Here is a 12,491-nt window from a genome sequence, read left to right as displayed (position 1 = left end):
GTCAGGCGGGTTACGCGTAGCTCTCGATCGACGGGCACGCACACACCAGGTTGCGATCGCCAAACACGTTGTCGACCCGGCCCACCGGCGGCCAGTACTTGCCTTCGATCAACGAGGCTACCGGGTACACCGCCTGTTCACGGCTGTACGGGTGCGTCCACTCGCCCACCAGTTCCGCTGCGGTATGCGGGGCGTTCTTGAGGGGGTTGTCGTCCTTGTCCAGGGTGCCGTTTTCCACTGCGCGGATTTCTTCGCGGATGGCGATCATTGCGTCGCAGAAGCGGTCCAGTTCTTCCCTGGATTCACTTTCGGTCGGCTCGATCATCAAGGTGCCGGCCACCGGGAACGACATGGTCGGCGCATGGAAGCCGAAGTCGATCAGGCGCTTGGCCACGTCGTCCACGCTGATGCCGCTGCTGTCTTTGAGCGGGCGCAGATCGAGGATGCATTCGTGCGCGACCAGGCCGTTGCTGCCGGTGTACAGCACCGGGTAGTACTCTTCCAGGCGACGGGAGATGTAGTTGGCATTCAGGATTGCCAACTGCGACGCGCGCTTGAGGCCCGCGCCGCCCATCATGCTGATGTACATCCAGGTGATCGGCAAAATGCTTGCGCTGCCGAACGGTGCGGCACACACCGCGCCTTCCTTGCGCTCCATGGCCGCATGGCCTGGCAGGAAGGGCGTGAGGTGCGACTTGACGCCAATCGGGCCGACGCCTGGGCCGCCACCGCCGTGGGGGATGCAGAAGGTCTTGTGCAGGTTCAGGTGGGACACATCGCCGCCGAACTTGCCCGGTGCGCACAGGCCCACCATCGCGTTCATGTTGGCGCCGTCGATGTACACCTGGCCGCCGTTGTCATGGATGATCGCGCAGATGTCGCGGATGCCTTCCTCGAACACCCCGTGGGTGGACGGGTAGGTGATCATCAGCGCGGCGAGGTGCTCGCGGTGTTCAATGGCCTTGGCGCGCAGGTCTTCGATGTCGACATTGCCGCGTGCATCGCAAGCGGTCACCACGACGCGCATGCCGGCCATGTTGGCGGTCGCCGGGTTGGTGCCGTGGGCTGACGACGGGATCAGGCAGATGTCGCGACGTTCTTCGCCACGGCTTTGGTGATAGGCGCGGATGGCCAAGAGGCCGGCGTACTCACCTTGGGAACCAGCGTTCGGTTGCAGGGAAATGGCGTCGTAACCGGTGGCCGCGCATAGCATGGCCTCCAGTTCGCTGGTCAGTTGCTGATAGCCGGCGCTTTGTGCGGCCGGGGCGAACGGGTGCAGGGCACCGAATTCGGCCCAGGTCACCGGGATCATTTCGCTGGCGGCGTTGAGTTTCATGGTGCACGAACCCAGCGGGATCATGGTGCGGTCCAGCGCCAGGTCCTTGTCGGCCAGTTTGCGCAGGTAGCGCATCAGCTCGGTTTCCGAATGGTAACGGTTGAACACCGGGTGGCTGAGGATCGGCGACTGGCGCAGCAGGGCGCTCGGCAGGGTGCTTTGGGTGGCGGCAAAGGCGGGCAGGGCCTTGCCGTCGGCGAAGATGGTCCACAGGGCTTCGATATCGGCCTGGGTGGTGGTCTCGTCGATCGACAGGCCAACGCGTTCGCCGTCCACTACGCGCAGGTTGATGCGCTGGGTGCGCGCCTTGTCGTGCAGGGCGGCAGTATTTGCGCCGGTGTTGAGGGTGATCGTGTCGAAGAAGTGTTCCTGCTCGACCTTCAGGCCCAGGGCGGTCAGGCCCTTGGCCAGGATCGCGGTCAGTTGGTGAATGCGCTGGGCGATCTGGGTCAGGCCTTCAGGACCGTGGTAAACCGCGTACATGCTGGCGATGTTGGCCAGCAGCACTTGGGCGGTGCAGATGTTGCTGGTGGCTTTCTCGCGGCGGATATGTTGCTCGCGGGTCTGCATGGCCAGGCGCAGGGCCGGCTTGCCGAAACGGTCCACCGACACACCGACCAGACGGCCTGGCATGTCGCGCTTGAACGCATCCTTGGTGGAGAAGTACGCCGCATGCGGGCCGCCAAAGCCCAACGGCACGCCGAAGCGTTGCGCGCTGCCGATGGCCACGTCGGCGCCGAACTCGCCCGGCGGGGTCAGCAGGGTCAGGGCCAGCAGGTCGGCGGCCACGGCGACCAGCGCATTGGCGGCGTGGAAGCGCTCGGTCAACTCGCGATAATCGAACACATCACCGTTGCTCGCCGGGTATTGCAGCAGGGCGCCGAAGAATGCGCTGACGTCGCTCAGTTCGCGCTCATCGCCCACTACCACGTCGATGCCCAGCGGCTCGGCGCGGGTGCGCAGAACGTCGAGGGTTTGCGGGTGGCTGTGCACCGAGGCGAAGAACGCGTTGCTGCCTTTGTTCTTGCTCAGGCGCTTGCAGAAGGTCATGGCTTCGGCGGCGGCGGTGGCTTCGTCGAGCAAGGACGCGTTGGCGATCGGCAGGCCGGTGAGGTCGCTGATCAGGGTCTGGAAGTTCAGCAGCGCTTCCAGGCGGCCCTGGGAGATCTCCGGCTGGTACGGGGTGTAGGCGGTGTACCAGGCCGGGTTTTCCAGCAGGTTACGCAGGATCGGCGACGGCGTATGGCAGTTGTAGTAGCCCTGGCCGATATAGGTCTTGAACAGTTGGTTCTGGCCGGCGATGGTCTTGATCCTGGCCAGGGCCTGGGCTTCGCTCAGGCCGTCTTCCAGGCCGAGCACGCTGGTGCCCTTGATGCTTTCCGGGATCACGCTGGCGCTCAGGGCTTCGAGGGAGTCAAAACCCAGGCTGGCGAGCATGTGCTGCTCGTCTTCCTGGCGCGGGCCGATGTGGCGGGCGATGAATTCGTTGGCGGTGGTCAGATTAACGGTCATGGCGCGCTCCTCAGGCTTCAGCGTTGGCTTTGATCAGGCGGTCGTACGCATCCTGATCCAACAGCTTAGCCACTGCATCGGCGTCGGCTGGTTTAAAGCGGAAGAACCAACCTTCGCCCATCGGGTCTTCGTTGACCAGTTCGGGGCTGCCATCGAGTTTGTCATTCACTTCGAGGACTTCACCGTCCAGAGGCATGTAAACGCCGCTGGCGGCCTTGACCGATTCCACGGTGGACGCTTCGGCGCCCTTGTCGTAGGCCTGCAGCTCAGGCAGTTGCACGAAAACCACATCACCCAGCGCGTTCTGCGCAAAAGCGGTAATGCCCACGGTGACGCTGCCATCGGCTTCGGCGCGCAGCCATTCGTGATCTTCAGTGAAACGCAACTCGCTCATGGAAACTCCTCAGGGCCAGATTCGTCTGGTGGACGGGATTGGGATAATGGGGAGTTGCTTAGCAATATCGCGGCCAAGGTTATTAAAGTGTTACAAAACAATGGGTTATAAAAACTGGCAGTGATGCTGTGTGTTTTGCCTGTAGCGATTTCGCTACAGTTCGACCTGAGAAAAAAAGACTATGTGGATCAAAGCCTTGCATGGCGCGCGAAAAGCAGGGTTGTAGCGATATCGTTACGCTGTAGCGATTTCAGGACAGCGGACGTCGTTCTCAGACCAAAACCTGGAATGCCTTTCAAATGTGGGAGGGGGCTTGCCCCCGATAGCAGTGGGTCAGTGAAAGATAAGTTGGCTGACACACCGCAATCGGGGGCAAGCCCCCTCCCACATTGGTTTTGTATTTCACATTGAGCTAGGGTTTGTTGGGAATGCCGTACTTGCGCAAACGATGGGCAATCGCGGTATGGGAGGTTTGCAGGCGGCTGGCCAGTTGGCGGGTCGAGGGGTAGCTGGTGTAGAGCTTTTCCAGCAGGTCGCGCTCGAAGTGTTCCACCGCTTGTTCCAGACTGTCGATTTCGCCGTCGCTCTGGCGGGCGACGGACGTGCCGGCGATGTCCAGATCGCCGATGTCCACCAGGCTGCTTTCACAAATGGCGGCGGCGCGGAAGATCACGTTTTGCAGCTGACGCACGTTGCCCGGCCATCGGTTGCCCAGCAGTGCCGGGTAAGTACCGGGCGCCAGGCGGCAGACGGGGCGCTGGATCTGCGCGCAGGCCTGCTGCATGAAGTAGCGCGCCAGCAGCAGGATGTCCTGGCCGCGTGCGCGCAACGGCGGTACTTCAACGTTGAGTACGTTGAGGCGGTAGAACAGGTCTTCGCGAAAGGTGCCTTCGCTGACCATCTTTTCCAGGTCGCGGTGGGTGGCGCTGAGGATGCGCACATTGACCTTCACTTCGCGGTCGCCGCCCACCCGGCGAAAGCTGCCGTCGTTGAGAAAGCGCAGCAACTTGGCCTGCAGGTACGGCGACATTTCGCCGATTTCATCGAGGAACACCGTGCCTTGGTTGGCCAGTTCCATCAACCCGGGCTTGCCGCCGCGTTGGGCGCCGGTAAAGGCCCCGGGGGCGTAACCGAACAATTCACTTTCGGCCAGATTCTCCGGCAATGCGGCGCAGTTCAGTGCCAGGAACGGTGCACTGTGACGGGCGCTGATCGCATGGCAGGCACGCGCCACCAGCTCTTTGCCGGTGCCGGTTTCGCCCTGGATCAACAGCGGGGCATCCAGCGCCGCCACGCGTTGCGCGCGCGCCTTCAAGGTGCGGATCACCGGGGACTCGCCCAATAGCGCGTCGAAACCTTCGGCATGGTCGTGGTGCAGCGCCGACAGTTGCTCGCCGATGCGGTTGGGCGGGTAGAGGGTGAGCAGGGCGCCGGCATCGGTGATCGGCGTGGCGTCCAGCAACAGGGTCTGGCCGTTGACGCTGATCTCGCGCAACGGCAGGCGAAAGCCATGTTCCAGCAAGGTGTCCAGCAGCCCTGGGTCATTGAACAGCGCGGCGATGCTTTCGCCGGCCGGTTCGCGCCCGTACAGGGCGATCAACGCCGGGTTGGCCAACAGGATCGTGCCCGCGCTGTCCAGGGCCAGCACCGGGTCGGTCATCGCCGCCAGCAGCGCGTCGAGTTGCAGGTGGCGGCGCTGGCCGGGAAGGATGTCGACCACCGTCACCGCCTGCACGCCCTGCACGCTGAACAACGCATCGCGCAGTTCCTCGAGCACCTCGGCGCTCAAGGTCGGTGCGTCGATATAGACGTTGGGCGGCACCATCTCCACCGCATCCAGGTTGAGGTTGCGCCCACCCAGTAGGGCCAGGACTTCCTGGGTGATGCCGACGCGGTCGATGAAGCTGACGTGGATACGCATGGGGCGATTGCAATTCTGGGGAGCAGAGGCGGCAAGTATGCCTGAGCGGTGATGGAGATCAAAAATGTGGGAGGGGGCTTGCCCCCGATAGCAGTGTGTCAGCCAAAAATCTATCACTGAGCCACCGCCATCGGGGGCAAGCCCCCTCCCACATTTTGCACAGCAGTGTGTCAGTGCAAGGTGTTACTCCAGGTGTTCGGGCTTGACCGGGTCGCCGGATTTCACATCCAACTGATGGCGCACATCTTCGAACATCAAGTCGTACTGCTTGTGCATCGACCCGTTCAACACTGCGACTTTCGGCATGCCATATTTCTGCGCGATGTTCATCGCATGCCGGGCAAAGTCGAACGCCTGGTCCTTGGGCAGGAAGAACTCTTCCTTGAGGTCCTTGCCCTGCACCGAACCGTGCAGCTTGAACAACATGCCCTTGCCTTCCTTGGGGTCCTGGCTGACTTCATAGTCGATGCACAGGTTGTAGCTGTAGTCATGCTCGTTGAGTGCGTGACGTTCGACGTGCAAGTGTCCCGGTTCAAAGGTAGCCATAGGCAAATCTCCTCTACTTCACAGATAGGTGATGCCAGGTGTCGCCGTGCTGATGCGGGTGCCGGCGTGGCCCTGGACGATGGCTTCGATGTCCGAGAGTGAACCGATCACGGCGGTTTTGCCAGTCTGGCGGGCGAACTCGCAGGCCGCTTGCACCTTGGGCCCCATGGAGCCGGCGGCGAAGCCGAGGTTTTCCATTTCGTCCGGGTGGGCCTGGCCGATGGCCTTCTGGGTGGGCTTGCCGTAGTCGATAAAGGCGGCTTTGACGTCGGTAGCGATCACCAGCAGGTCGGCGTCCAGTTGCGAAGCCAGCAAGGATGAACACAAGTCTTTATCAATCACGGCTTCAATACCGCGCAGCTTGCCGTCTTCGCCATACATCGTCGGAATGCCGCCGCCGCCGGCGCAGATCACGATGGCGTTTCTTTCCAGCAGCCACTTGATCGGGCGGATTTCAAAGATGCGTTTCGGGCGGGGGCTGGCCACCACACGGCGGTATTTGTCGCCATCCGGGGCAATCGCCCAGCCTTTTTCAGCGGCGAGTTTTTCGGCTTCGGCTTTGGTATACACCGGGCCGATGGGCTTGGTCGGGTTCTGGAAGGCCGGGTCCCTGGCGTCCACTTCAACCTGGGTCAGCAGGGTGGCGAAGGGCACTTCGAAGTCCAGCAGGTTGCCCAGCTCCTGTTCGATGATGTAGCCGATCATGCCTTCGGTTTCGGCGCCCAGCACGTCCAGCGGGTAGGGCGAGACGCTGGTGTAGGCCGCCGCCTGCAACGACAGCAGGCCGACTTGCGGGCCATTGCCGTGGGCGATCACCAGCTCGTTGCCGGTGTGGATCTTGGCGATCTGCTCGGTGGCGATGCGGATATTGGCGCGTTGGTTGTCCGCGGTCATGGGTTCACCACGGCGCAGGAGGGCGTTGCCGCCCAGGGCTACGACGATGCGCATAAAGAATGTCCTTCTGAAATCCATCGTTGTGAGCACTGGTCTAAATGTGGGAGGGGGCTTGCCCCCGATGCGGTGTGTCAGCTACAGATTTGTTGGCTGATCCACCGCCATCGGGGGCAAGTCGAATCGTCGCACCGCCCCTCCCACATTTTTGAGCTCTGTTCCGACAGTGAGAGTTAGATATCCGCCAACGCCGACACCAGGATCGCCTTGATGGTGTGCATGCGGTTTTCCGCCTGCTCAAAGGCAATGTTGGCCGGCGATTCGAAGACTTCCTCGGTCACTTCCACGCCATTGGCCAAGTGCGGATAGCGTGCGGCGATGTCCTTGCCGACCTTGGTTTCGCTGTTGTGGAACGCCGGCAGGCAGTGCATGAACTTCACCCGTGGGTTGCCCGAGGCCTTCATCATCCTGGCGTTGACCTGGTAAGGCAGCAGTTGCTCGATACGCTCGTCCCAGGCTTCCACCGGCTCACCCATGGAGACCCAGATATCGGTGTGGATGAAGTCCACACCCTTGACCGCCTCGGCCGGGTCTTCGGTGATGGTGATGCGTGCGCCGCTTTCTTCAGCGAAGGCCTGACACTGCTTGATGAAATCGTCGTGTGGCCACAGCGCTTTTGGCGCGCCGATGCGCACGTCCATGCCCAGCTTGGCACCGATCATCAGCAACGAGTTGCCCATGTTGTAGCGCGCGTCCCCAAGGTAGGCGTAGCTGATGTCATGCAGCGGCTTGTCGCTGTGCTCGCGCATGGTCAGGGTGTCGGCGATCATTTGCGTGGGGTGGAATTCGGCGGTGAGGCCGTTGAACACCGGCACGCCGGCGAACTTGGCCAGCTCTTCGACGATCTCCTGCGCAAAGCCACGGTACTCAATGGCGTCGAACATGCGGCCCAGTACGCGGGCGGTGTCTTTCATGCTTTCCTTGTGGCCGATCTGCGACGACACCGGGTCGATGTAGGTGACGTGGGCGCCTTGGTCGTGCGCCGCCACTTCGAACGCGCAACGGGTGCGAGTCGAGGTTTTTTCAAAAATCAGTGCGATGTTCTTGCCTTTGAGGTGCGCACGCTCGGTGCCGGTGTACTTGGCGCGCTTGAGGTCGCGGGACAGGTCCAGCAGGTAGTTCAGCTCGCGGGTGGTGTGGTGCATCAGCGACAGCAGGCTGCGGTTGCGCATATTGAAAGCCATGATGGAATCTCCTTAATAGTCGATAGGGTCGCGGATGATCGGGCAGGTCATGCAGTGGCCGCCGCCACGGCCTCGGCCGAGTTCACCGGCGCTGATGGTGATGACTTCCACTCCGGCCTTGCGCAGCAGGGTATTGGTGTAGGTGTTGCGGTCGTAGCCGATCACCACGCCAGGTTCCACGGCCACCACGTTGTTGCCGTCATCCCACTGCTCGCGTTCGGCGGCGAAGCTGTTGCCGCCGGTCTCGACCACACGCAGGGCCTTGAGGTTGAGCGCTGCGGCGACGGTCTCGAGGAAGTTGGTTTTCTCGCGTTGGATATCGATACCGTGGGGCTTGCTCTCGTCGGGGCGCAGGGTGAAGGGCACGATCTGGTTGACCACTTCGGGGAAGACGGTGACCAGGTCGCGGTCGCAGAAGCTGAACACCGTGTCCAGGTGCATCGCCGCGCGGGATTTGGGCAGGCCGGCGACGATCACCCGTTCCACCGCGTTGTTCTTGAACAGATTGCGCGCCAGTTGGCCGATGGCCTGGTGCGATGAGCGCTCGCCCATGCCGATCAACACCACGCCGTTGCCGATTGGCATCACGTCACCGCCTTCCAGCGTGGCGGCGCCGTGGTCCTGGTCGGGGTCGCCGTACCAGATCTGGAAGTCGGCGTTGGTGAACTCCGGGTGGAATTTATAGATGGCGCTGGCCAGCAGGGTTTCCTGGCGTCGCGCCGGCCAGTACATCGGGTTGAGCGTCACGCCGCCGTAGATCCAGCAGGTGGTGTCGCGGGTGAACTGGGTATTGGGCAGCGGCGGCAGGATGAAACTGGCGTGGCCGAGGAAGTCGCGGAACATCTCGATGGTCCTGCCGCCGAAGCTGCTCGGCAGATCATCGGCCGACACGCCACCGATCAGAAACTCGGTGATCTTGCGCGGCTCCAGGCTGCGCAGCCAGGAACCGACCTCTTCGACCAGGCCCAGGCCAACCGTATTGGCGGTGATCTTGCGCTGCAGAATCCAGTCCAGGGCTTCGGGGATGGCGACGATGTCGGTCAGCAGGTTGTGCATTTCCAGCACATCAATGTCCCGCTCGCGCATCTTGGTGACGAAGTCGAAGTGGTCGCGCTTGGCCTGGGCCACCCAGAGCACGTCATCGAACAGCAGCTCGTCGCAGTTGTTGGGGGTCAGCCGCTGGTGGGCAAGGCCTGGGGAGCACACCATGACTTTACGCAGTTTGCCGGCTTCGGAATGGACGCCGTATTTCACTTTTTCCGTGGTCATTACAGATCCTCCAGTGAACAACAATTACAGGGTCAGGAAGCCGTCGTAGAGACCATAGGCCGCCACCAGGGCGCCAATGACCACTGCGGTAAAAATCAGCTTCTCGACGTTGGTGAATATCGGTTTGCCCAGCTCACGCTTGGCCTTGGCGAACAGGATCGCGCCGGGGGCGTAGAGCAGGGCCGAAAGCAGCAGGTATTTGGTGCCGCCGGCGTAGAGCAGCCAGATCGCATAGATCAGGGCGAGGGCGCCGATGAACAGGTCTTTGCGCCGCTCCTTGAAGGCGTTCTCGTAGGTTTCGCCACGTACCGCCAGCAGCAGGGCGTAGGCCGCCGACCATAGGTAGGGCACCAGGATCATCGAGGTGGCGAGGTAGATCAGCGACAGGTAAGTGCTGGCGGAAAACAGCGTGATGATCAGGAACAGTTGCACCATCGCGTTGGTCAGCCACAGGGCGTTGACCGGCACGTGGTTGGAGTTTTCGCGGCGCAGAAACGCCGGCATGGTGTGGTCCTTGGCGGCGGCGAACATGATCTCCGCACACAGCAGCACCCATGACAGCAACGCGCCCAGCAGGGAAATGATCAAGCCGACGCTGATCAGCACTGCGCCCCAGTGGCCCACCACATGCTCCAGCACGGCGGCCATTGACGGGTTCTGCAGCTTGGCCAGTTCCGGCTGGGTCATGATCCCCAGGGACAGCACGTTCACCAGCATCAGGAACAGCAGCACGGTGATAAAACCGATCACGGTAGCCTTGCCGACGTCGCTGCGTTTTTCCGCCCGGGACGAGAAGATGCTCGCGCCCTCGATACCGATGAACACCCACACGGTGACCAGCATCATGTTGCGCACCTGGTTCATCACGCTGCCCAGGTCCGGGTTTTTCACGCCCCAGATGTCAGCGGTGAAGATGTCCAGCTTGAACGCGAACAGCGCGATCAACACGAACAGCACCAGTGGCACCACCTTGGCGACGGTGGTCACCAGGTTGATGAACGCCGCTTCCTTGATCCCGCGCAGCACCAGGAAATGCACGGCCCACAGCAACACCGACGCGCCAATCACGGCGGCGAGGGTGTTGCCTTCGCCAAAGATCGGGAAAAAGTAACCGAGGGTGCTGAACAGCAGTACGAAGTACCCGACGTTGCCCAGCCAGGCACTGATCCAGTAACCCCAGGCGGACGAGAACCCCATGTAGTCGCCGAAGCCGGCCTTGGCGTAGGCGTAGACACCACCGTCCAGGTTTGGCTTGCGGTTGGCGAGGGTCTGGAACACGAATGCGAGGGTCAACATGCCGATGGCGGTAATCACCCAGCCAATCAACACCGCGCCGACGTCGGCACTGGCGGCCATGTTTTGCGGCAATGAGAAGATCCCACCGCCAATCATCGAGCCCACCACGAGTGCAACCAGTGCGCCAAGCCTTAGTTTTCCGGGTGAATCAGACATTGTGTGACTCCAATGCAGGAGAGAGAGATCACAGAATAATTCCGTGGGCTAATCAAATAGCTGACTCAGATCACTTCATTGGCACATTCCATTGTAAATTAATGACTTGGCATGGAAGTTCGTGGGACGATGAAAATCCCGAAGAAGCGCTTTGCAGAGCGCTTCTTGCGTGTTGATTAATCATTTGGTGTGACGTGGATGTATGACGCTAGTTCGTATTCGCGAATGTGCAAACTTTTTAATGAAGTTTGACGACTGCGTCATGTCGCGCTTATTTAAATTCTAAATACGCCTGAACTTGCTGTGTTTACATGCCTTTATGTTATGAGTGCGCTGCATGCATTAATTGAATTGATAGTGTGCCCAAGTGTCTGCTGAGAAACTTATTCGAGGAACTTCAATGTCCCACCCTGCGCACAAACTTCGGCTCAGTGCCCTGATCGCCCTGGTGGTGGGTTCGATGATCGGCGGTGGGATCTTTTCCTTGCCGCAGAACATGGCCGCACGGGCTGGCGTGGGCGCCGTGCTGATCGGCTGGGCCATCACGGCGGTCGGCATGCTGACCCTGGCCTTTGTGTTCCAGACCCTGGCCAACCGCAAGCCCCAACTGGATTCGGGCGTGTATGCCTACGCCAAGGCCGGGTTTGGCGATTACATGGGGTTCTCATCCGCCTGGGGTTACTGGATCAGCGCGTGGATGGGCAATGTCGGCTACTTCGTCTTGCTGTTCAGCACCCTCGGCTACTTCTTTCCGGCGTTCGGCCAGGGCAATACGCCGTTGGCCATCGGCTGTGCGTCGGTATTGCTGTGGGCCGTACATTTTCTGGTGATGCGCGGGATCAAGGAGGCGGCGTTCATCAACCAGATCACCACGGTGGCGAAGATTGTGCCGCTGCTGATGTTTATCGTGATTGCCGCCGTGGCGTTCAAGGCCGATATCTTCAGCCGCGATATCTGGGGCCTGGGCAATCCGCAAATGGGCAGTGTGACGGACCAGGTGCGCCACATGATGCTGGTGACCGTGTTTGTGTTCATCGGTATCGAAGGCGCCAGCGTTTACTCGGCGCGCGCCGAGAAACGTGCGGACGTGGGCCGGGCCACCGTGATCGGGTTTCTCGGTGTGCTGGCGCTGCTGGTGCTGGTGAATGTGCTGTCCCTGGGGATCATGAGCCAGCCGGAACTGGCGCAGTTGCAAAACCCTTCCCTGGCCGGGGTGCTGGAGCATATCGTCGGATCCTGGGGGGCGATATTGATCAGCATCGGCCTGGCGGTTTCGTTGCTGGGGGCGCTGCTGTCGTGGGCGTTGCTGTGTGCCGAAATCCTCTACGCCACCGCTCAGGACAAGACCATGCCGGCGTTCCTGAAGAAGGAAAATGCCAACCAGGTGCCGGTCAACGCGCTGTGGCTGACCAACGTGATGATCCAGGCGTTCCTGGTCATCACGCTGTTTTCAGCCAGTACCTACACCACCCTGATTTACCTGGCATCGTCGATGATTCTGGTGCCGTACCTGTGGTCGGCGGCCTATGCGGTGCTGTTGAGCGGGCGTGGGGAAACCTACGAAGGCGCTCAGCGTCGGCGCATCAAGGACTTGCTGGTGGGCCTGATTGCCCTGGCTTACGCCGTATGGCTTTTGTATGCAGGCGGCCTGAAGTACCTGCTGCTGTCGGCACTGTTGTATGCGCCCGGTGTGATCCTGTTCGCCCAGGCCAAGCGCGAGCAGGGCCAGGCGTTGTTTACTTCGGTGGAAAAAGGCATTTTCGGCTGTGTGGTCGCAGGTGCCGGAGTGGCGGCCTATGGGCTGTACAGTGGGGTGTTGTCGTTGTGACATGTCGGAAATTGATAGTGGGTGTACTGGCCTCATCGGGGGCAAGCCCCCTCCCACATTTTGATTTGCGAACACATTCAAAGTGGGAGGGGGCTTGC

At 61.2% G+C, this 12,491-nt stretch carries 9 protein-coding genes; 1 reads left to right on the top strand and 8 read right to left on the bottom strand.

All coding sequences use genetic code 11. From position 1 onward, the window contains the following. Positions 1–10: 10 nt before the first annotated feature. The 8 genes from gcvP to arcD (BOP93_RS21060) form a co-directional block, all read right to left on the bottom strand. Entirely contained in the window at positions 11–2,848 is a 2,838-nt protein-coding gene (gcvP, locus tag BOP93_RS21095; RefSeq protein ID WP_104504530.1) for an aminomethyl-transferring glycine dehydrogenase, read from the bottom strand. A gap of 10 nt (positions 2,849–2,858) precedes the next feature. Continuing rightward, entirely contained in the window at positions 2,859–3,242 is a 384-nt protein-coding gene (gene gcvH, locus BOP93_RS21090) for a glycine cleavage system protein GcvH (protein WP_005790845.1), read from the bottom strand. A gap of 412 nt (positions 3,243–3,654) precedes the next feature. Further along, a complete protein-coding gene (locus BOP93_RS21085; RefSeq protein ID WP_104504529.1) occupies positions 3,655–5,163 on the bottom strand; it encodes a sigma-54-dependent transcriptional regulator in 1,509 nt (502 codons plus the stop codon). 183 nt (positions 5,164–5,346) lie between these two features. Further along, on the bottom strand, positions 5,347–5,709 hold the full coding sequence (locus tag BOP93_RS21080) for a DUF5064 family protein (protein ID WP_104504528.1): 363 nt from the start codon (positions 5,707–5,709) through the stop codon (positions 5,347–5,349). Positions 5,710–5,727: 18 nt separating this feature from the next. Next, positions 5,728–6,657, bottom strand: coding sequence for a carbamate kinase (gene arcC, locus BOP93_RS21075; protein ID WP_104504527.1), 930 nt, complete (start codon positions 6,655–6,657; stop codon positions 5,728–5,730). Positions 6,658–6,833: 176 nt separating this feature from the next. Then, complete coding sequence (locus BOP93_RS21070) at positions 6,834–7,844, bottom strand: ornithine carbamoyltransferase (RefSeq protein ID WP_057723821.1); 1,011 nt, start codon at positions 7,842–7,844, stop codon at positions 6,834–6,836. 12 nt (positions 7,845–7,856) lie between these two features. Continuing rightward, on the bottom strand, positions 7,857–9,113 hold the full coding sequence (gene arcA / locus BOP93_RS21065; RefSeq protein ID WP_065896406.1) for an arginine deiminase: 1,257 nt from the start codon (positions 9,111–9,113) through the stop codon (positions 7,857–7,859). A gap of 24 nt (positions 9,114–9,137) precedes the next feature. Further along, positions 9,138–10,565 carry an arginine-ornithine antiporter gene (gene arcD / locus BOP93_RS21060; protein ID WP_104504526.1) on the bottom strand — a complete coding sequence of 476 codons (1,428 nt, stop codon included), beginning with the start codon at positions 10,563–10,565 and terminating at the stop codon, positions 9,138–9,140. Positions 10,566–10,965: 400 nt separating this feature from the next. Between arcD (BOP93_RS21060) and arcD (BOP93_RS21055) the strand changes: the two genes are divergently transcribed. Next, positions 10,966–12,393 (top strand): arginine-ornithine antiporter, encoded by a 1,428-nt coding sequence (gene arcD / locus BOP93_RS21055; protein ID WP_104504525.1) that lies wholly within the window; start codon positions 10,966–10,968, stop codon positions 12,391–12,393. Positions 12,394–12,491 lie beyond the last annotated feature (98 nt).

It is taken from the genome of Pseudomonas orientalis (genome assembly GCF_002934065.1).
GTDB lineage: Bacteria > Pseudomonadota > Gammaproteobacteria > Pseudomonadales > Pseudomonadaceae > Aquipseudomonas > Aquipseudomonas orientalis_A.
This window is presented reverse-complemented; position numbering and strand designations above follow the sequence as displayed.